Source organism: Stenotrophomonas sp. STEN009, assembly GCF_056760395.1.
On the sequence record NZ_JBRRES010000013.1, the window covers coordinates 13,619 to 34,486 of the forward strand.

At 67.0% G+C, this 20,868-nt stretch carries 17 protein-coding genes; 11 read left to right on the forward strand and 6 right to left on the reverse strand.

Annotated features, from left to right (window positions below; all coding sequences use genetic code 11):
* Nucleotides 1–59 precede the first annotated feature (59 nt).
* Both ACVOMM_RS08110 and rpoE read right to left on the reverse strand, forming a co-directional pair.
* A complete protein-coding gene (locus ACVOMM_RS08110) occupies nt 60–947 on the reverse strand; it encodes a sigma-E factor negative regulatory protein (protein WP_262100847.1) in 888 nt (295 codons plus the stop codon).
* Nucleotides 944–1,564 (reverse strand): RNA polymerase sigma factor RpoE, encoded by a 621-nt coding sequence (gene rpoE / locus ACVOMM_RS08115; protein ID WP_065174837.1) that lies wholly within the window; start codon nt 1,562–1,564, stop codon nt 944–946. Before rpoE ends, ACVOMM_RS08110 begins: the two co-directional genes overlap by 4 nt.
* Nucleotides 1,565–1,799: 235 nt before the next feature.
* Here rpoE and ACVOMM_RS08120 point away from each other — a divergent pair, with 235 nt between their 5' ends.
* The 4 genes from ACVOMM_RS08120 (at nt 1,800) to ACVOMM_RS08135 (ending at nt 6,580) form a co-directional block, all read left to right on the forward strand.
* Nucleotides 1,800–3,863, forward strand: a complete 2,064-nt coding sequence (locus ACVOMM_RS08120) for a 3-hydroxyacyl-CoA dehydrogenase NAD-binding domain-containing protein (protein WP_481526109.1) — start codon at nt 1,800–1,802, stop codon at nt 3,861–3,863.
* Between the two features lie 356 nt (nt 3,864–4,219).
* The gene (locus ACVOMM_RS08125) at nt 4,220–5,083 is read left to right on the forward strand and encodes a pirin family protein (RefSeq protein WP_053518997.1); all 864 of its coding nucleotides are present in this window, start codon (nt 4,220–4,222) and stop codon (nt 5,081–5,083) included.
* Between the two features lie 121 nt (nt 5,084–5,204).
* A complete protein-coding gene (aqpZ, locus tag ACVOMM_RS08130) occupies nt 5,205–5,924 on the forward strand; it encodes an aquaporin Z (protein WP_080375317.1) in 720 nt (239 codons plus the stop codon).
* Between the two features lie 197 nt (nt 5,925–6,121).
* On the forward strand, nt 6,122–6,580 hold the full coding sequence (locus ACVOMM_RS08135; protein ID WP_053518999.1) for a hypothetical protein: 459 nt from the start codon (nt 6,122–6,124) through the stop codon (nt 6,578–6,580).
* A gap of 161 nt (nt 6,581–6,741) precedes the next feature.
* Here the strand turns inward: ACVOMM_RS08135 and ACVOMM_RS08140 are convergent, their stop codons facing one another.
* Nucleotides 6,742–7,593 carry a pirin family protein gene (locus ACVOMM_RS08140; RefSeq protein WP_065182659.1) on the reverse strand — a complete coding sequence of 284 codons (852 nt, stop codon included), beginning with the start codon at nt 7,591–7,593 and terminating at the stop codon, nt 6,742–6,744.
* Between the two features lie 269 nt (nt 7,594–7,862).
* Here ACVOMM_RS08140 and ACVOMM_RS08145 point away from each other — a divergent pair, with 269 nt between their 5' ends.
* Both ACVOMM_RS08145 and ACVOMM_RS08150 read left to right on the forward strand, forming a co-directional pair.
* Nucleotides 7,863–9,944, forward strand: a complete 2,082-nt coding sequence (locus ACVOMM_RS08145) for a carbon starvation CstA family protein (RefSeq protein WP_053519002.1) — start codon at nt 7,863–7,865, stop codon at nt 9,942–9,944.
* Nucleotides 9,944–10,168 (forward strand): YbdD/YjiX family protein, encoded by a 225-nt coding sequence (locus ACVOMM_RS08150; protein ID WP_053519004.1) that lies wholly within the window; start codon nt 9,944–9,946, stop codon nt 10,166–10,168. The genes ACVOMM_RS08145 and ACVOMM_RS08150 overlap by 1 nt, the downstream gene beginning before the upstream one ends.
* 70 nt (nt 10,169–10,238) lie before the next feature.
* On the opposite strand, the gene ACVOMM_RS08155 is transcribed toward ACVOMM_RS08150, so the two are convergent.
* Nucleotides 10,239–11,489: a DUF819 family protein gene (locus tag ACVOMM_RS08155; RefSeq protein ID WP_481526110.1), complete on the reverse strand. Its 1,251-nt coding sequence runs from the start codon at nt 11,487–11,489 to the stop codon at nt 10,239–10,241.
* A gap of 131 nt (nt 11,490–11,620) precedes the next feature.
* Here ACVOMM_RS08155 and ACVOMM_RS08160 point away from each other — a divergent pair, with 131 nt between their 5' ends.
* Nucleotides 11,621–12,007, forward strand: a complete 387-nt coding sequence (locus ACVOMM_RS08160; RefSeq protein ID WP_065182657.1) for a VOC family protein — start codon at nt 11,621–11,623, stop codon at nt 12,005–12,007.
* 14 nt (nt 12,008–12,021) lie between these two features.
* On the opposite strand, the gene ACVOMM_RS08165 is transcribed toward ACVOMM_RS08160, so the two are convergent.
* Both ACVOMM_RS08165 and ACVOMM_RS08170 read right to left on the reverse strand, forming a co-directional pair.
* Nucleotides 12,022–13,308: a sensor histidine kinase gene (locus ACVOMM_RS08165; protein WP_065174832.1), complete on the reverse strand. Its 1,287-nt coding sequence runs from the start codon at nt 13,306–13,308 to the stop codon at nt 12,022–12,024.
* Nucleotides 13,295–14,008 carry a response regulator transcription factor gene (locus tag ACVOMM_RS08170; RefSeq protein ID WP_065174831.1) on the reverse strand — a complete coding sequence of 238 codons (714 nt, stop codon included), beginning with the start codon at nt 14,006–14,008 and terminating at the stop codon, nt 13,295–13,297. The genes ACVOMM_RS08165 and ACVOMM_RS08170 overlap by 14 nt, the downstream gene beginning before the upstream one ends.
* 131 nt (nt 14,009–14,139) lie before the next feature.
* Here ACVOMM_RS08170 and ACVOMM_RS08175 point away from each other — a divergent pair, with 131 nt between their 5' ends.
* From ACVOMM_RS08175 to ACVOMM_RS08190, 4 genes are all read left to right on the forward strand, one after another.
* Nucleotides 14,140–15,843: an ArnT family glycosyltransferase gene (locus ACVOMM_RS08175; protein ID WP_065182656.1), complete on the forward strand. Its 1,704-nt coding sequence runs from the start codon at nt 14,140–14,142 to the stop codon at nt 15,841–15,843.
* 111 nt (nt 15,844–15,954) lie between these two features.
* Complete coding sequence (locus ACVOMM_RS08180) at nt 15,955–16,707, forward strand: phosphatase PAP2 family protein (RefSeq protein WP_193396925.1); 753 nt, start codon at nt 15,955–15,957, stop codon at nt 16,705–16,707.
* Nucleotides 16,704–18,353: a phosphoethanolamine transferase gene (locus ACVOMM_RS08185; RefSeq protein ID WP_065182654.1), complete on the forward strand. Its 1,650-nt coding sequence runs from the start codon at nt 16,704–16,706 to the stop codon at nt 18,351–18,353. The genes ACVOMM_RS08180 and ACVOMM_RS08185 overlap by 4 nt, the downstream gene beginning before the upstream one ends.
* Before the next feature lie 461 nt (nt 18,354–18,814).
* Nucleotides 18,815–20,782: a M2 family metallopeptidase gene (locus ACVOMM_RS08190; RefSeq protein WP_460255920.1), complete on the forward strand. Its 1,968-nt coding sequence runs from the start codon at nt 18,815–18,817 to the stop codon at nt 20,780–20,782.
* Nucleotides 20,783–20,868 lie beyond the last annotated feature (86 nt).

Consider the following 20,868-nt stretch of genomic DNA (forward strand, 5'->3'; position numbering starts at 1 on the left):
GGATCGGATGGAAGGGAGAAGAAGGGCCCCGCGATCGGCGGGGCGTGGCGGCACCCGGCTCAGTCGCGCGGGCGGGGCGGCGGCGGCAGGTCGTCCTGCAGGCGCGGCTCGAAGGGGTAGAACGTGGCGCTGTCGGCATGCGCCGGGAAGCTGGCGTTGAGCGCGCCCCCCGCGGCCGGAGCCAGGCTGGAGCGCGGCCACGGCCGGGCCTGCAGGCCGGCCACCTCGCCGAACGGCAGGTTGCGGCTGGCACCGGCCGGCACGGTCGGCACCAAGGGCGCCTGGGCGGCGGCCACGGCCCGCTGCGTCCCGTCGTCACGCTGGGCCACCCGCGCAGCCTGCTGGCCGCGGGTAGCACTGGCGCTGGCGCGGCGTGCGTCCTGGCGACGGCTGGCGGCCAATGCGGCCGCCGGAACACTGGCCACCGCCACCACCGCCGGATCGACCGAGGCTTCGGTCACCGTCGCGGGCGATACCGGTGCCGGCGGCAGCTCGGCCTGGCTGGCCACCACCTGCGGTGCCAGCGGCTCTCCGGGAGGGGTCTCCTTCAGCTTCTCGCCGCCGATCAACAGGGCCACCGCAGCGACCGAGGCAGCCAATGCGGCACCGCCTCCCCAGGTACGCCAGCCGCTGCGGCGCACCTGCCGGTCCTGAGGCCCGGACCGGGGCGTGGGTTCGGCGGCGATGGCAGAGGCAACCGCGGCGCTGAAGCCGGCGGGCGCAAGCACCGACGCCTGCCCGCGCATCACGTCGCCCAGCAGCTGCCAGCGCTCCTGGCAGCCGGCCAATTCCGGGTCATGCTCCATGCGGCGCAGCAGGAAGCGGGCCTCGTCGGCCCCCAGCTCGCCATCGACCAGGGCCGACAGCTGTTCCCGATGGCGCTGATCAAGCCGCAGCCCGGCCGGCGATTGATGATTCTGCGATTCGTTGAATGGATGACTGGTCATACGCGGCTCTTCTCGCGGGTGGCGCTGCCGATGTCCAGCAGCGGCCGGAGTTCGGTGTCGATCGCCTCGCGCGCCCGGAAGATCCGTGAACGCACGGTGCCGATCGGGCACCCCATCTTCTGCGCGATTTCCTCGTAGCTCAGGCCTTCCACCTCGCGCAGGGTGATCGCCGACCGGAGTTCTTCCGGCAGCGCGTTGACGGCCTTCATCACTGTCTGTTCCAGCTCCTGGCGCATCAACTCGCGTTCGGGCGTGTCGGTGTCGCGCAGGCGCGTGCCGCTGTCGAACTGTTCGGCATCGCCGATGTCGATGTCATCGGTCGGCGGGCGTCGATTGTGTGAAGCCAGGTAGTTTTTGGCAGTGTTCACGGCGATCCGATGCAACCAGGTTGAGAACTGGGCATCGCCACGGAAGCTTCCGATCGCGCGGTAGGCGCGTATGAAAGTGTCCTGGGCGACGTCCTGACATTCACTCCAGTCGGCGATGTAGCGACCGACCAGGGCCACGACCCGATGCTGATACTTGCGCACCAGTACATCGAAAGCCGCGCTCTCGCCGCGCTGCACGCGCCGGACCAGTTCCAGATCCAGCTCCTGTGGTGTTTCAACCTCGGCCATGGGGGGCCGCACTCCTGTCAGCCCAACCGACGTCGGGCAATGAGACTGCCAATCCCGGGAAAAGTTCAGTCGCCGATCACCCGGCGCCGCACCAGCTTTTAACCACTGTTCCGTTAGCGTTCTGTTCCACGGCCATGGATCCGGAACCGCCACTCCCCTGCTATAGGGATTTGACGCGGGGGAAACAACCTCTGGATCATAGCCGCTTCTCCATACACAACCGGATGGAACGTCCATGCTCTCAGGCTTCGATGGTCTCCGCTTCAGCCACTGGCACCCCGAGATCCGCGACGACGGCGTGGTGGTCCTGTCCCTGGATCGTCAGGACAGCAGTGTCAACGCGATGTCGCAGGACGTGCTGCTGGAGCTGGGCGATCTGCTTGAACGCATCGCGCTGGATCCGCCGAAGGGCGTGGTGATCCAGTCCCTGAAGAAGGCCGGCTTCATCGCCGGCGCCGATCTGAAGGAATTCCAGGAGTTCGACCGGCGCGGCACCGTCAACGATGCCATCCGTCGCGGCCAATCCACCTACCAGAAGCTGGCGGAGCTGCCCTGCCCGACCGTTGCAGCCATCCATGGCCACTGCCTGGGTGGCGGCACCGAGCTGGCCCTGGCCTGCCGTTACCGCGTGGCCTCCAACGACAGCAGCACCCGCCTCGGGCTGCCGGAAACCCAGTTGGGCATCTTCCCCGGTTGGGGTGGCAGCGCGCGCCTGCCGCAGCTGGTCGGCGCCCCGGCGGCGATGGACATGATGCTGACCGGCCGCACCCTCTCGGCCTCGGCCGCGCGTGGGATCGGCCTGGTCGACAAGGTGGTGGCACCGGCGGTGGTGCTCGACACCGCCGTCGCACTGGCGCTGGCCGGTACCACGCGGCCGTTCAAGCAGCGTGCGCTGGCATGGGCCAGCAACACCTGGCTGGCGCGCAAGGTGCTGGCACCGCAGATGATCAAGCAGGTCGCGCGCAAGGCGAAGAAGGACCAGTACCCGGCGCCCTATGCACTGATCAGCACCTGGCAGCGCAGCGCCGGCAAGCCGGTGCAGGCCCGCCTGGATGCCGAACGCCGCGCGGTGGTCAAACTGGCCAGCACGCCGACCGCGCGCAATCTGATCCGCATCTTCTTCCTGACCGAGCGCCTGAAGGGTCTGGGCGGCGGCGATTCCGGCATCCGCCACGTGCACGTGGTCGGCGCCGGCGTGATGGGCGGTGACATCGCCGCGTGGGCGGCCTACAAGGGCTTCGAGGTCACCCTGCAGGATCGCGAGCAGCGCTTCATCGATCCGGCGATGGAACGCGCGCAGGCACTGTTCGCCAGGAAGGTGAAGGACGAGAGCAAGCGTCCGGCGGTGGCGGCGCGGCTGCGGGCGGATCTGGAGGGCAAAGGCGTGGCCGCCGCTGATCTGGTGATCGAGGCGATCATCGAGAACCCGGAGGCCAAGCGCGCGCTGTACCAGACGCTGGAGCCGGGCATGAAGGCCGATGCGCTGCTGACCACCAATACCTCGTCGATTCCGCTGGTGGAACTGCGCGACCACATCCAGCGCCCGGCGCAGTTCGCCGGCCTGCACTACTTCAATCCGGTGGCACAGATGCCGCTGGTGGAAATCATCCATCACGACGGCATGGCGCCGGAGACCGAGCGCCGTCTGGCAGCGTTCTGCAAGGCGCTGGGCAAGTTCCCGGTACCGGTGGCGGGCAGCCCGGGCTTCCTGGTCAACCGCGTGCTGTTCCCGTACATGCTGGAGGCGGCCACCGCCTATGCCGAAGGTATCCCGGGCCCGGTGATCGACAAGGCAGCGGTGAAGTTCGGCATGCCGATGGGCCCCATCGAGTTGATCGACACGGTCGGCCTGGATGTCGCCGCCGGCGTGGGCCGCGAGCTGGCGCCGTTCCTCGGCCTGCAGATTCCGGCGGCACTGCAGACGGTGGAAGCCGACAAGCGCGGCAAGAAGGATGGCCAGGGCATCTACACCTGGGAGAACGGCAAGCCGAAGAAGCCGGATGTCGCCAGCGACTACCAGGCCCCTGCGGACCTGGAAGATCGCCTGATCCTGCCGCTGCTCAACGAGGCGGTGGCCTGCCTGCACGAAGGCGTGGTGGCCGATGCGGACCTGCTGGATGCGGGTGTGATTTTCGGCACCGGATTCGCGCCGTTCCGCGGGGGTCCGATCCAGCACATCCGCGCGGTGGGTGCCGATGTGATCGTCGAGCGCCTGAAGGCGCTGCAGCAGCGTCACGGTGACCGCTTTGCCCCGCGCCCGGGCTGGGACAAGCCTGCCCTGCGCGAACCGGTGGTGTGATGTGATCGGCCGGGCCTGCGGCCCGGCACCCGCAGAGGCAACGTCAAGTTCCACAGCAGAAGCCAGAGCCAAAGCGGCTCTGGCTTTTCTGTTTGTCGGGCGGGGGGGGGGGGGGGGGGGGGGGGGGGGGGGGGGGGGGGGGGGGGGGGGGCGGGGGGGGGGGGGGGGGGGGGGGGGGGGGGGGCCCCCCCCCCCCCCGCCCCCAAACACTGACTCGCATCCTGACCCGCATCCAGCAACCCAGCCACGAGGGGCTGCGCCGTTGGCTGGAACACCCTGTTACCCGCATGGGGCATGTGCCCGTCACGGCCGCATGCCATGCTGGCACTCTTGATCCCTGCCAGCGAGACGCCCGCATGACCACCATCATCGCCCCGCGCGTACACGACATCGGCGGCCTGGAAGTCCGCCGCGCCGTCCCCACCCTGCAGGCCCGCAGCATCGGTTCGTTCGTATTCGTCGACCAGATGGGCCCGGCCGTCCTTACCGCAGGTACCGGCATCGACGTGCGTCCCCATCCGCATATCGGCCTGGCCACCGTCACCTTCCTCTGGTCCGGCGCCATCGGCCACCGCGACACGCTCGGCTCGGACCAGGTGATCCGTCCCGGCGACGTCAACTGGATGACCGCCGGCCGCGGCATCGCGCACTCCGAACGCACGCCCCCGCCGGAGCGCGGTCACGACCATCCGATCCACGGGATGCAGACCTGGGTGGCATTGCCGAAGTCGCACGAGGAAGTGGAGCCGGCGTTCTATCACCACGCCGCCGCGACCCTCCCGGAGCAGCGCCGCAACGGTGCCTGGCTGCGCGTGATCGCAGGCCGCGCCTATGGCGAGGAGTCGCCGGTGAAGGTCTTCGCCGACACGCTCAATGTAGCCATCGACCTCGATCCCGACGCGGAGATCGACATCGATGACGGCCACCGCGAGCGGGCGCTGTACATCCTCGAAGGCCAGGCGCAGCTGGATGGCGTGGACATCCCGGCGCAGCACCTGGTGATTCCCGAGGCCGGCGCGCGCGGCCGGCTGCGCGCGAAGACCCCGCTCAAGGCCATGCTGTTCGGCGGCGAACCGCTGGATGGCCCGCGTCACCTGTGGTGGAACTTCGTTTCCAGCTCCAAGGAGCGCATCGAACAGGCGAAACAGGACTGGGAAGCCGGCCGGTTCGGCAGCATTCCCGGCGACGACAAGGAGTTCATCCCGCTGCCGCAGTACTGAGCATCGCGCGCTGCACACACCCTGAGGTGTATCCCTGCACCGGCCTTTGACGCTATCGTCACTCGCCGGTCACTGAAATGTGACCTGTTTCACATTTTAGTTCATCAAAGGAGTGCAGTTCATGAGCATGGGTAAACGCTTGGCCGCCGAGTTCCTCGGCACTTTCTGGCTGGTTCTGGGTGGCTGTGGCAGTGCGGTACTGGCTGCCAAGTTCGGCGGCGACGGCAATCCGCTGGGCATCGGCTTCCTGGGCGTGGCACTCGCGTTCGGCTTGACCGTGGTCACCGGCGCCTACGCGTTCGGTCACGTGTCCGGCGCGCACTTCAATCCGGCAGTCAGCGTGGGCCTGTGGGCCGGCGGCCGCTTCCCGGCCCGCGACCTGGTGCCGTACATCATCGCCCAGGTCGCGGGCGGCCTGCTGGCCGGCTTCATCCTGCTGCAGATCGCTTCCGGCGCCAGCGGCTTCGCCATCGACGGCAGCCAGGCCGGGGCCTTCGCCAGCAACGGCTACGGTGCGCTGTCGCCCGGCGGGTACAGCGTGGCGGCCGCCTTCCTGTGCGAAGTGGTGCTGACTGCGGTATTTCTGGTCGTGATCATGGGCGCCACCCATGGCAAGGCACCGGCAGGGTTCGCTCCGCTGGCGATCGGTCTGGCATTGACCCTGATCCATCTGATCAGCATCCCGGTCACCAACACGTCGGTGAACCCGGCTCGGTCCACCGCGGTGGCGTTCTTCGCAGGCAGCGGCGCGGTCGGCCAGCTCTGGCTGTTCTGGGTCGCCCCCCTGCTGGGCGGCATGATCGGCGGCATCATCTACAAGTGGGTCGGTAACGACCGTTGAGTGCTGCCCGGACCATTGCGGCCGACATTCGGTCGCAATGGTTACGGTTGTAACCGCAATTTGTGCGGGCACTCACGTTCCGTTAAGGTCTGTTTGACCGCCCGTGCACATGCCCGGCGGGGATGGCATCCGGGGATGGGATGCCACGGCCGCCAGCAGCATGGCGGCGTCACACGACACGCCACCTTGGGGGATGCATGAAGTTCGCGCCTGTTGTCCTGTCGAGCCTGTTGTTTGCTGCGGCCCAGGCCGCCGCGCAGGCACCCGCCGAATGTCCTTCGCTGCCGGCGAGCAGCGGCCTGAAATGGCAGCAGCAGGTGCAGTCGGACTTCCTGCTCTGCCGCGCCAGCACCGAGGATGGACGGGAAGTACTGAGCCTGATGCTGAGCGCACGCGATCCGGCGATTCCGCTCAGCCGCTCGCTGCGCCAGGAAAAAGGCAGTTTCGCCGGCGAGTCACTGTACTGGTATCAGCCCGATCTGGGTGGACAGCAGCCGCCGGGATACGCCGAACGACGCATCAGCGTGATCAAGCTGGACAAGGGCCGCTATGCGCAGATTGCCCTGTACCCGGGCAGCACGCAGGAACTGGGGTCGCTGCAGCAGCTGGCGCAGGGCATGAGCCTGACGCCTTCAGCCGTGGCCGCCGGACGTTGACGGTGACGGGGATGACTGCCTGGCAGCATCCCCGCCGGATCCGACGCGTTGGCGGCAACGCCGGGCATGGCCTGATGGATGTCCTTTACGCGTGCTGTGCCGGAGAGCCGCCGGGCATGGCCCGGCGCTACCGGCTTCCTCCTGGGGGGCGGCGTCGGCCCTCAGAACCTGCCTTCCTGGAAATCGACGAAGGCCTGCATCAGTTCCTGGCGCGTGTTCATCACGAACGGGCCATGCCGCATCACCGGCTCCCGCAGTGGCCGGCCGGCCACCAGAATCAGCCGCGCCCCTTCGCTGCCAGCCGAAACGTGCAGCTGTTCACCGCCACCGAGCACCGCCAGTTCCTGGCGCGCCACATCACGTGCGGCATCCTGCTCGCCGACCGTGATCGCGCCCTCGAAGACATAGGCAAACGCGTTGTGGCCTTCCGGAAGCGTGTAGGTCCAGGCACGATCGGCCTCGAGGCGGACGTCCAGATACAACGGATCGGTGGCCGGCTGCACGATCGGGCCGGTGGTGCCATCGACAGTACCGGCGATCACCTTCACCTCCACACCCGGCTCCGGCTGCACCACCGGGATGCGTTCCGGCGCGAACTCCTGGTACTTCGGGTCCGTCATCTTCTCGCGCGCGGGCAGGTTCACCCACAGCTGGAAACCGCGCATCTGCCCGCTTTCCTGTTCCGGCATCTCCGAATGCACCAGGCCCCGGCCTGCAGTCATCCACTGCACGCTGCCCGGGGTCAGCAGGCCCTCGTTGCCGTGGTTGTCGCGGTGGCGCATGCGTCCGTCCAGCATGTAGGTGACCGTCTCGAAACCGCGGTGCGGATGCTCCGGGAAACCGGCGATGTAGTCTTCGGCGCGGTCCGTACCGAATTCATCCAGCAGCAGGAACGGATCCAGATCCGGCAGCGTCGGGCCGCCGATGACACGGGTCAGGCGCACGCCGGCGCCGTCGGACGTGGGCATGCCACGGATGGTGCGCAGGACGCGGACCGGTTCGGGAAGGCTCATGGCGACTCCTGTTGGATGGATGCCACTGAAGATGGACGCCGCGGCGCCGTCCGCCAATGGATGACGCCGCAACCGATTGTTCCATCCCTGGTGTTCGCCGGGCGTCATGCCGGCGGTTCCGCGACACGGATGTCTGCCCGCAGCCCATGCCGCACACGCGGTCACCACCTTCGTACGACCAAAGTACTACCGCCGATGGGCCCCGCACGCATTGACCCTGAAAAGGGCACGCGGGACTCTTTGAATGTCTTTCCGGGAGAGAGCACCTCATGAAAGGGTTTGCCAAACTGGGTTGGGCGGCACTCGCCCTGCTCGGCGCGTTCTGTCTGGGCACCGTGGCCTTGCGCCGCGGCGAACATATCAACGCGCTGTGGATCGTCGTCGCCGCTGTTTCGATCTACCTGATCGCCTATCGCTTCTACAGCCTGTTCATCGCCAACAAGGTGATGCAGGTGGATCCGACCCGGGCTACGCCGGCGGTGATCAACAACGATGGCCTGGACTACGTGCCGACCAACAAGCACGTGCTGTTCGGCCACCACTTCGCGGCCATCGCCGGCGCCGGTCCACTGGTGGGCCCGGTGCTCGCGGCGCAGATGGGCTACCTGCCCGGACTGCTGTGGCTGGTGGTGGGCGTGGTGCTGGCCGGTGCGGTACAGGACTTCATGGTCCTGTTCCTGTCCAGCCGGCGCAACGGCCGCTCACTGGGCGATCTGGTCCGCGAGGAAATGGGACAGGTGCCCGGCACCATCGCGCTGTTCGGCGCGTTCCTGATCATGATCATCATCCTGGCGGTGCTGGCGATGGTGGTGGTCAAGGCGCTGGCGGAAAGCCCGTGGGGCATGTTCACGGTGATAGCCACGATGCCCATCGCGATCCTGATGGGCATCTACATGCGCTACATCCGACCGGGCAAGATCGGCGAGATCTCGGTGGTGGGCCTGGTGCTGCTGCTGGCCGCGATCTGGTACGGCGGCAAGGTTGCTGCAGATCCGGTGTGGGGCCCGGCCTTCACCTTCACCGGCACGCAGATCACCTGGATGCTGATCGGCTACGGCTTCGTCGCTTCGGTGCTGCCCGTGTGGCTGTTGCTGGCACCGCGCGACTACCTGTCGACCTTCCTCAAGATCGGCACCATCGTCGCTCTGGCCATCGGCATCCTGATCGTGATGCCCGAGCTGAAAATGCCCGCACTGACCCAGTTCGCCGCCAGTGGCGATGGCCCGGTGTGGAAGGGCGGCATGTTCCCATTCCTGTTCATCACCATTGCCTGCGGCGCGGTATCCGGTTTCCACGCGCTGATTTCCTCGGGCACCACGCCGAAGCTGCTGGCCAATGAATCGCACATGCGCTACATCGGCTATGGCGGCATGCTGATGGAATCGTTCGTGGCGGTGATGGCGCTGGTGGCTGCGTCGATCATCGATCCGGGCATCTACTTCGCGATGAACAGCCCGGCGGCGGTGATCGGTGCCGATGCGGCGTCTGCCGCGCACTACATCACCAACACCTGGGGCTTCACCATCACGCCGGAACAGCTGACCGCCACGGCCGCCGCGATCGGCGAGCCGACGATCCTGCACCGCGCCGGTGGTGCGCCGACGCTGGCGGTGGGCATCGCAATGATCCTGCATGAAGCCATTCCCAGCGGCAGCGACGCGATGATGGCGTTCTGGTACCACTTCGCCATCCTGTTCGAAGCGTTGTTCATCCTGACCGCCGTGGATGCGGGCACCCGCGCAGGCCGCTTCATGCTGCAGGATCTGCTGGGCAACTTCATTCCGGCGCTGAAGAAGACCGAGTCGTGGACGGCCAACATCATCGGCACGGCCGGCTGCGTGGCGCTGTGGGGCTACTTGCTCTACACCGGCGTGGTCGATCCGTTCGGCGGCATCCAGACCCTGTGGCCGCTGTTCGGCATCTCCAACCAGATGCTGGCCGGTATCGCGCTGATGCTGGGGACGGTGGTGCTGTTCAAGATGAAGCGTGACCGCTACGCGTGGGTGACCGCGGTACCGGCCACCTGGCTGCTGATCTGCACCACCTACGCCGGCTTCATCAAGATCTTCGACAGCAACCCGGCGCAGGGCTTCCTGGCGCAGGCGCACAAGTTCCAGGCCGCCATCGCCAGCGATACGATCACCGCACCGGCCAAGTCGGTGGCGCAGATGCAGCAGATCGTGGTCAATGCCTACGTCAACACCGGCCTGACCGCGCTGTTCCTGCTGGTGGTGGGGGCGGTGCTGACCTATTCGATCCGCACGATCTTGGCCGCACGCCGCAATCCGCAGCGCAGCGACCGCGAGACCCCGTACGTGGCGCTGAAGCCACATGAAATGGTGGATCTGTAATGAGCACGCAACTGGTTCCCGTAGGCCAGTACCAGGCGCACCGCCGCGTGTGGCGACGCCTGGTGCAGACGGCACGCCTGTGCTGTGGCATTCCTGATTACGACAACTACGTCCGGCACATGCTGGAGAAGCATCCGGACCAGGAGCCGATGGACTACAAGACGTTCTTCCGTGAACGTCAGGAAGCGCGGTACGGCGGACGCAACGGCGGACGCTGCTGCTGAAAGGCATGACGCGGGCGCCGGGCATGAAACCCGGCGCCCGTTGCAGGGAGGCGCAGAGCGCGACCCGCGCTCAGCCGTTGGCCATCCACTTCAGGATCAGGCCGGTGACATAGGCCAGCCCGGTGCCGGTGGCATAGCCCACCGTGCCGAGCAGCACGCCGACCGGTGCCAGTGTCGGATGGAAGGCCGCAGCCACCACCGGGGCCGATGCCGCCGCACCGATGTTGCCCTGCGAACCAATGGCGAAGAAGAACAGTGGTGCGCGGACCAGCTTGGCCACGGCCCACAGCACCAGCACGTGGGTTGCCATCCAGATCGCGCCGAGCAGGAACAGCCACGGCCGATCCAGCAGCGACAGCAGGTTCATCTGCATGCCGATGCAGGCGATCAGGAAGTACAGGAACACCGTGCCCAGGCGCGAGGCACCCGCCGCTTCCAGACGACGTGCGCGGGTGAAACTCAGGCTCAGGCCCATCGCGGTGGACAGCAGGATCACCCAGACGAACTGGCTGTCCAGGCTGAACTGGCTGGCCCAGCTCACGTTGGCCTTGAACCAGCCCGACAGCGGCGCGGCGATCGCGTGCGCCAGGCCGACACCGCCCAGGGCAACGCCGACGATCACCATCAGGTCGGTCATGCTGGGAATACGTGCGTTCTGCGCTTCATAGGCGCTGATGCGCGCCTTCATCTCGTCGATGGCACGGGTGTCGGCACCGTTGCGCGTGTCGATCTGCTGCGCGCGGTTGGCCAGGAACAGCAGGATCGCCATCCACAGGCTGGCGCAGGCCACATCGACCACGGCGAACTGCCCGAAGGTCGTGGCATCGGTACCGAAGATCTCGCGCATGGCGACCATGTTGGCGCCACCGCCGATCCAGCTGCCGGCCAGTGCGGCCATGCCGGCCCAGGTATCACCAGCCACGGTTTCCGGGTGGATCAGCTTCATCACCTGGAACGAGACGATGGCGCCGAGCATGATGCCGGCGGTACCGGCACAGAACACGAGCAGCAGCTTCGGGCCGAGCTTGATGACCCCTTTGAGGTCGATCGACAGGGTCAGCAGGACCAGCGCGGCAGGCAGCAGCACATCGCGTGCGACCGGGTTGTACAGCGACGTGTTGTGGCCATCGATGACACCGGCGGTGTTGTAGATGGCCGGGATGAAGTAACACAGCAGCAGGGCCGGCACCCAGGCGAAGATCTTCTTCAGCAGCGGGGTGGGACCACTGGCGGCCCAGAAGATCAGGGCCAGGGTGGCGGCAATCAGGCCCAGGCCAACGATGTCGTTGTTGATAAGGGCAGTAGCGGGTTCGGTCGGCATGGGATCCTCTGTCGATCGAAAGAGCGGAAAAAAAAGCGCCGCATAAGGCGGCGCGGGTCGAGATTAACACCCTCTTCACGGCGGGTCATGCTGCAGTGCCGGCCTCGCCTTTCCCGAAACGGAGCGTGTCCATGCAACTGGGTGCCTTCTCGGTCAGCCTTTCGGTCAAGGACCTGGCCGCCTCCCGCGCGTTCTATGAGGCGCTGGGCTTCTCGGTCACCGGCGGCGATGCGACGCAGAACTGGCTGGTACTGCGCAACAACGGTGTCGTCATCGGCCTGTTCCAGGGCATGTTTGAAGGCAACCTGCTGACCTTCAACCCGGGCTGGGACCAGCACAAGCAGGAACTGCCGCGTTTCCAGGACGTCCGCGAACTGCAGGCAGCGCTGGATGCGCAGGGTATCGCGCTGCAGGTCCGGGCCGATCCCGACAGTGAAGGCCCCGCCTTCCTGCAACTGATGGATCCGGACGGCAACGTGATCCTGGTCGACCAGCATGTGCCGCGGCCGAAGGTCTGACCCCGCGACTGCGATCATCCGCCGGGGCGCGAAGCACCGAAATCCAGCGTGGCTTGCGTCCCGCGCGGCTCGCAGGGCTGCAGCTGCAGGGTCCAGCCAAGGTGCTCGCACAGGCGCGCGATCAGGTCCAGGCCGATCCCGCCACGATCGACACGCTCTCCCCGAGCCATGCGTGCGTGGATCGCAGCGATCTCCTCCGGGCTCATGCCATGCCCCGGGTCCTGCAGGGTCAGCACCGCCGAAGCGCTCAGGCGCAGTTCGATGTGCCCGCGGCCGCTGTTCTCGATCGCGTTGCGCAACAGGTTGCCGATCGCCGCCTGCACCACCGCCAGCGGGGCAACGATGTCCACCGGCGCGGCCTGGATACCGATGCTCAGGTCCTTGTCGCCCAGCAGATGGCGATGATGCTCGACGATGTCCGGCAGCAGCTGGTCCAGTGCGATGCGCTCGGCACGCGCCGCCAGCCGCGCCGGATCGCGCGCAAGCACCAGCAGCAGTTCGATCAGCTGCTCCACGCCCTGCGCGGTGCGCAGCACGCGCTGGATCTGCTGCCGGGCACGGTCCGGCAGGCCCGGCTGCTCCAGGGCCAGCTCGGCGGCGCCGGTCATCACCGCAATCGGGGTGCGCAGCTCATGGCTGGCAGTGCTGATGAACACCCGCTCGCGTTCAACGAACTGCTCGTTGCGTTCGAGGTAGTCATTCAACGCATCGGCGATGGTGTGCAGCTCGGAACTGCCACGCGGGTCGACATCGATGCGCTGGCCCTGCGCGCCCGGCCGCAACGCGCCGATGCGCTGCGCCAGGAGGCTGAGCGGACGCACCATGCGCTCCATGCCGAAGGACGCCATCAGCACGGTGACGAAGATCATGATCACCCCGGCCAGCATCACCCACCGCGTGGCGAACTGCTCAAGGTCGTGGAAGTCGGAGATGTCCAGCACCAGCGCAACGCGCCCCATCGAGTCCGTATCACGCACCATGACCGCCGTTTCGCGGTCCTTCACCATCACCCCGTCATGCAGGCCGGGATGCAGGGTGCGCAGGCTGTCAGGCAGGTTCACCGCGTCGAAACGGTACAGGCTGAGCGTGTCCGAGTCCTGCCATCGATAGTGTGGCTCGTGCTCGACATGCTCGACGATGCTGTCCAGTTCGGAGTTGAGCAGCGCGCGCCAGGCGGCGTGTTCGGCGTGCTCGTGCACATAGTTGCCTACGCTGAACACCGCCAGCGAAAGCAGTGCCAGGTAGCCCAGCAGCCACCACAGCACGCGGCGGTACAGCGGGCCGGGTCTACGCACCTTCATCGTCATTCCTGCCGGCCTCGGCGGCGGTGGGCAGGGCCAACCGGTAGCCGACCCGCGGCAGCGTGTGGATCAGCTTGTCCACGAACGGTCCATCCACGCTGCGGCGCAGTTCGTAGACATGCGAGCGCAGCAGGTCGCCGTCCGGTGGCTCGTCGCCCCACAGGGCGAATTCGAGCTGCTGGCGGGTGACCGCGCCGGGGCTGGCGCGCATCAGCACTTCCAGCAGCTTGCGGCAGGCCGGATACAGATGCAGGACCTGTCCGGCGCGCTGCGCCTCCAGGGTCGCCAGGTCCAGCACCAGATCACCCACCTGCAGCCGCTTGCGGGGGTTGCGCCCCTGTGCCCGCAGCAGCAGGGCCTCCAGCCGCACTTCCAGCTCCGGCAACGCGAACGGCTTGGTCAGGTAGTCATCGGCGCCGGCACGGAAGCCGGCAATCTTGTCCGGCAGTTCGTCGCGTGCGGTCAGCATGATCACCGGCACCTCCGAGCCATGCTCGGCACGCAGGCGGCGCAGCACTTCCGGCCCCTCCATCCGGGGCAGCATCCAGTCCAGGATCACCGCGTCATAGGGATGGCTGCCCGCCAGATGCAGGCCGGTGATGCCATCGGGAGCCACATCCAGCACATGACCGCGCGACTCGAAGTAGTCGAACAGATTGGCCACCAGCTGCCGGTTGTCCTCGATCACCAACAGGCGCATGCATGAAAGTTCCACGGAAGTTCGTACCATGGTAGCGCCACGCATGTCGGAATGAGGTCGCCCCGGCGATACTCCGACGCTTTTCCCACCCCCGCCGCCTCAAAATGGCCGTTTTGCTCCCGGAGCCTGCCGTGCCCGTAGCCCTGCCCCGCCGTTGGCGCCTGCCCCTGCTCTGGCTGTTGATCATCGCGGCGCTGGCTGCCGGCATCGGCATGCGCCAACCGCAGCCACCGGACGAACCCCGCTTCGTACTGGCCGCCAGGACCATGGTGGAAAGCGGGGAGTGGCTGCTGCCGCACCGTGGCAGCGAGCTGTATGCGGAGAAGCCGCCGGTGTTCATGTGGCTGCAGGCGGCGGCCTACGAAGTGGTAGGCAGCTGGCAGTGGTCGTTCCTGCTGCCTTCGCTGCTGGGGGCCCTGCTCAGTCTGTGGTTGGTGTCGGATCTGGCACGCCGACTGTGGTCGCCGCGCCACTCCCTCTATGCCATCGGCGCCCTGTTCTGCACCCTGCAGTTCGGCCTGATGGCCAAGCGTGCGCAGATCGATATGGTGCTGGTCGGGATGACGACGCTGGCCCTGTGGGGCCTGCTGCGGCATCTGTGCGAGCGACGCAACGTGCCGGCGCTGTGGCTGGCCGGCTTTGCCGCCGGCCTGGGCACGGTGACCAAAGGCGTAGGTTTCCTGCCGCTGCTGATGGTGCTGCCCTGGTTCGGCTGGTGGCTGTACCAGCATCGCCGCGGCCGTCGGATCGAGGGTCCGCACCCGGCGACCCTGCTGTGGCTGATCCCTGCATTCCTGCTCGGCGTGGCCGTCTGGCTCGCCCCGCTGGGCTGGGCCCTGCTGCACGAACCCAGTGCCTCGCTGCAGTCCTATGCGCATGAACTGCTGTTCAAGCAGACCGGCACCCGCTATGCCAACGCCTGGCACCACCGGCAGCCGGTCTGGTACTACCTGCAGGTGATCCTGACACTGTGGCTGCCGGGTGCCCTGTTGCTGCCGGTGCTGGCCCGCCCGTGGTGGCGGCGCCTGCGCCGTGGCGACCGCCGGCAGTGGCTGCTGCTGGGGTGGGCGCTGCTGGTGCTGGTGTTCTTCAGCGCCAGCCCCGGCAAGCGCGAGGTCTACCTGCTGCCGATGCTGCCTGCCGTGGCCCTTGCCGCCGCGCCCCTGCTGCCCGGCCTGCTGCGCAGGCTGTGCGTGCGCCGGTATCTGTTCGGTTACAGCCTGGTGCTGATGCTGGCAACCGCCGTGCTGGGCGTGATGCTGCTCACCGAAAGTCACTGGGCGCAGGCGCAGCTGCAGCGGCGTGCGATGCCCGACACCCTGCTGCCGGTGCTGGGCGACGGCCTGCTGACGTTCGCGATCGCCGTGGCTACCCTGGCCGTGTGGTTGCGCGTGCGGCGCGCCGCCACCCTGGTACTGCTCACCCACGGCCTGCTGTGGATGCTGTACGGCCTGGTGCTGATTCCGGCGCTCGACCCCTACGCCTCGTCGTCGGCGCTGATGCGCCGGGTCGGCGCGAGGATCGGCCCCGATGCCGAACTGGCACTGGTGGCCTGGCGCGAACAGAACCTGCTGCAGGCCGACCGCGCCGTGCGCGAGTTCGGCTTCAAGCGGCCCTGGCCTGAACAGTGGCACGACGCCGGCCCCTGGCTGGCCGAAGCACCCGACCGGCGCTGGCTGCTGGTACTCGACAAGGCCATGAGTCCCTGCGTGGATGCCGCCCAGGTGATCGACATCGGCGTCGCCAACCGCAACCGCTGGCAGCTGGTGCCCGGCACTGCCTGGGATGCCGGCTGCCACGCCGAGCGGGCCGGCGCCAACGAAGAAGAAGACTGAATCATCCCCCACGCGGGCCGGCGGTTAACCCGGCCCGAACGCAGGTCCGACCCTTCTCCGACATCAACCTGACGAGCATGGCGCCGGTTCATCGTCACGGTGTTTTCCTGCATGTCCGTCCGTCCTCCCGTCTCCGGGGTTGCTTCGGCCTACTCCACGCTGGCATCGCGGTTCGCCGTGACCCACCTGTGGCTTCCACTGCTCATCGTGCTGCCCCTGTTCGCCGTGTTCATGGAGGGGGGAGCCGATCAGTGGCTGGCTGACCACCTGTTCCGGTTGGAGGGCGGCCGCTGGGCACTGCAGGACGCGTGGTTCACCCGCTCGCTGGTGCACCGGGGCGGCAAGTGGTTCAGCACCGCCGCGGCGCTGGTGGTGATACTGCTGAGCTTTCACCACTGGCGCCGCGGACGTGATCGCACCCTGCGATGGGCGCTGCTTTATGTCGTAATTGCCCTGGCGCTGGGAACCGGCGGCGTGTCGCTGCTGAAGTCGCTGGTGCCGATGGACTGCCCGTGGGATCTGCTGCGCTACGGCGGCCACCAGCCTTATATCGGGCTTTTCAGCCATCGTCCGGCCGACATGCCGATGACCGCGTGCTTTCCCGCCGGCCATGCCAGTGCCGGCTATGCCTGGCTGAGCCTGTACTTTTTCGCCCTGCTGTGGCGTCCTGCCTGGCGCTGGACCGGCCTGGCACTGGGCTTGGGCAGCGGGCTGCTGTTCGGCATCAGCCAGCAGCTGCGGGGTGCACATTTTCTGTCGCATGACCTTGCCACAGCCCTGCTGTGCTGGCTGCTGTCACTGGGGCTGTACGTTCTGGTCCGCCATCACCTGGACCGCACCAACCGCCTGGAGGCGAACGCATGAATGCTTCGGTTCAACGCTCGCTCCGTGTGCCATCGCTGGCCGGACTGCGCAGCTGGCGGCCACAGCTGTCCACCGAGGCGTTGATCGCGCTGACCAGCCTGTTCTTCGCCCTGGCCGGCAACGGCCTGTTCTGGCGCAGCGCGATGGCCAGCCACCCGGAGAGCCTGCGCTACGCGGTGTCGCTGCTGCTGTTGCTGCTCGGCACGCATGGCCTGCTGCTGGGCCTGCTGGTCTGGCGCTGGAACGCCAAGGTGGTGATCAGCGCGCTGCTGCTGGTAACGGCCTTCGCCGCCCACTACATGAGCCGTTACCACATCTATCTGGATGCGGACATGCTGCGCAACGTGCTGGCGACCGATCCGAAGGAAAGCCGCGAACTGATGACGGTCTCGCTGCTGTGGCCGGTACTGCTGCTGGCGGCACTGCCGATGGTGCTGGTGTGGCGGGTGCAGCTGCAGCGGCGCAGCTGGGGGCGCAGCCTGCTGTGGCGCCTGGGCTTCCTGGCGGTGGCTGCGGTGACCGCTGTTGGCGGTGCACTGATCTCGTTCCAGGACGTCTCCGCACTGATGCGCAACCAGCGTGAAGTGCGTTACCTCGCCACCCCGGCCAACGTGCTGCTGGGTCTTCCACGTGCACTGCGCGGCGACAACCCGGTGCAGCGCGCGCCGAAACTGCCGATCGGCACCGACGCCAAGGCCACCCCACGCGCTCCGGCGAGCAAACCGCGGCTGCTGGTAATCGTGATGGGCGAGACCGTGCGTGCACAGAACTGGGGCCTCAACGGCGGCCGCAATACCACGCCGGAACTGGCCCAGGCACCGGTGATCAACTTCCCCGACATGCACTCCTGCGGCACCAGCACCGAAGTTTCGCTGCCCTGCCTGTTCTCGCCATGGGGACGCCACGACTACGACGAGAAGAAGATCCGCGCGCACCAGTCGCTGCTGCACGTACTGAACCGTGCCGGCATCGCACCGCTGTGGCGTGACAACCAGTCCGGCTGCAAAGGCGTGTGCGAAGGACTGGACTTCCAGTCGCTGTCCGATGCGACCACCCCGGGCCTGTGCGCCGACGGCCGCTGCATGGACGAGATCCTGCTGCAGGACCTGGCCACCCAGGTGCGTGCCAGGCCCGGCGACCGCGTGGTCGTGCTGCACCAGCTGGGCAACCATGGCCCGGCGTATTTCGAGCGCTATCCGGCCGCCTTTGCCCGCTTCAAGCCAACCTGCGACACCCGTGACATCGGCCGGTGCTCACGTGAAGAGATCACCAACAGCTATGACAATGCCGTGCTGTACACCGATCATTTCCTGAGCAAGACCATCGGCACGCTGCAGGGCATGCAGGACTACGACACGGCGATGATCTACCTGTCCGACCATGGCGAATCGCTGGGTGAGAAGGGCCTGTACCTGCACGGCGTGCCCTATGCGATCGCCCCGGCCGAGCAGACCCGCGTACCGATGACGATGTGGTTCTCGCCGGGCTTCGCCAGCAGTCGCGGGCTGGACCTGCAATGCGTGCGCAAGCGTTCGGCAGCGTATACCGACCACGACAACCTGTTCCCGTCGGTGCTGGGCCTGATGCAGGTGAGGACGGCGCTGTACGAGCGCGATCGCGACGTGTTTGCCGGCTGCGAGAGCTGAGGGGCGGGGCGGAAGGGCTTGCAGCCCTGCACTCGCAGAAGCCAAGGCAACGTCAACGTCAAAAGCCGAAGCGGCATTCCGTGGGATGGCGGGTTCACTCCGCTGTTGGTAGGTGAAATTCCGGGGTCAGATCCGTTTCCCTGCGGAAAACGGATCCGACCCCGAGAGTATTTCCGACAGATCGCGGCCAACTGTCGAAGGCGGGGTGGGTCCGGTTGCGGGGGCGTGAGCGCCATGGATGGCGCGACCGAGCCTACAGGGACGTATTTACGGCGTCCCCCGCAACCGGCCCCACCCCGCCAACTCACAGGAAACCCGCTTTTGCTCCGGCCGTTGCCGTCGCAGTTGCTTCTGCGGGTGCAGGGCTGCAAGCCCTGCCGAACCCCACCAACCTTCCACACTTGCGGTGGGCACGCGCGCCCACTAGCCTTCGGCCGTCGTTCACCACCCAAGGACCGCCCGTGAAACACCGTCATCTCCTGCTGGCCGCTGCTGTCGCCGCCGCCACGCTGGCCCTGGCTGCCTGCAAGAAGGAAGCGTCCCCCGGCGCCGAGACCGCCGGCAGCAGCGCACCGGCCGGCGAGACCGCCGACCAGTTCGTTGCCCGCATCAATGCCGAATACAAGGCTGCCTATCCGGAGATGACCTCGGCGCAGTGGCTGTCTTCCACCTACATCAACAGCGATTCGGAGCGCATCGCGGCCAAGGCCAACGAGCGTTCACTGACCCAGCTCAACAGCTGGATCGAGCAGGCCGCGAAGTTCGAGGGCCAGCCGATGAGCGCAGACAGCAAGCGTGCGATCCATCTGCTGAAGCTGATGTCCTCGATGCCGGCACCGCGCGACCCGGTCAAGCTGGCCGAGCTGACCCAGATCGCCACCCGCATGGAGGGCAGCTACGGTGCCGGCAAGTACTGCACCGATGCCAACGACCCGGCCTCCTGCCGCCAGCTGGGGGAACTGGAACAGGTGCTGGCACGCAGCCGCGACTACGACGCGCAGCTTGACGCCTGGCAGGGCTGGCACAGCACCACGCGGAACATGCGTGGCGACTACCAGAAGTTCGTCAGCCTGGTGAACGAAGGTGCCAAGGGCATGGGCTTCACCGATGCCGGGCAGATGTGGCGCAGCGGCTATGACATGCCGCCGGAGCAGATCGGGCCGGAAACCGACCGCCTGTGGGAGCAGGTCAAGCCGATGTACGAGCAGCTGCACTGCTACGCGCGCGGCAAGCTGGACAAGACCTACGGCAAGGACAAGGCCGAGGTGGGCAATGGCCTGATCGCCGCGCACCTGCTGGGCAACATGTGGCAGCAGGACTGGTCCAACCTGTGGGACCAGCTGGAGCCCTATCCCGGTGCCGGAAGCCTGGACATCACCGCCGCACTGGAAAAGCAGTACCAGACCAACCTGAGTGCTGCGCTGGCCAAGGCTGGCAGGGATGCCAGCGTCGCGGGCCAGTACAGGGCACAGCGCGAAGCCGAACTGCGTACCGCGAAACAGATGACCGAGCGCGCACAGGATTTCTACGTGTCGCTGGGCATGCCCTCGCTGCCGCAGTCGTACTGGGACAAGACCCAGTTCATCAAGCCTGACGACCGTGACGTGGTCTGCCACGCCAGCGCCTGGGACATGAACATGGAAGGCGATGTGCGCACCAAGATGTGCATCAAGCCGAACGAAGAGAACTTCACCACCATCTATCACGAGCTGGGCCACATCTACTACGACCTGGCCTACAACCCGTTGCCGCCCCTGTTCCAGGGCGGCGCCAACGATGGCTTCCACGAAGCAATCGGCGACACGATCGTGCTGGCGATGACGCCCAAGTACCTGAACTCGATCGGCCTGGTTGACGCACCGCAGGAAAGCCGCGAGGCCGTGATCAACGCGCAGATGCGCATGGCACTGTCGGGCGTTTCATTCCTGCCCTTCGGCCTGATGATCGACCGCTGGCGCTGGGGCGTGTTTGACGGATCGATCACCGCCGACAACTACAACAAGGCATGGTGGGATCTGAAGGCCAAATACCAGGGCGTTGCCCCGGCCAGCACCCGCGGCGAGGAGTTCTTCGATCCGGGCGCGAAGTACCACGTGCCGGGCAATACGCCGTACACCCGCTACTTCCTCGCCCGCATCCTGCAGTTCCAGTTCTACAAGGGCCTGTGCGATGCATCGGGTTACAAGGGCCCGCTGCACGAGTGCACCTTCTACGGCAACAAGGAAGCCGGCCAGAAGTACTGGGCGATGCTCAGCAAGGGCGCCAGCCAGCCGTGGCAGGCCACGCTGAAGGAGCTGACCGGCACCGACAAGCTGGATGCCGGCCCGATGATCGAGTACTTCAGCCCGGTCAATGAGTGGCTCAAGCAGCAGAACGAAGGCCAGATGTGCGGCTGGCAGGCCAGCGCTGCGGCCCCGGTGGCGAAATGAGAAAAGGGGGGGGTGCGCGCGGGTCCGCCCCCTTGGTTGCGGGGGGGGGGGGGGGGGGGGGGGGGGGGGGGGGGGGGCCCGGGGGG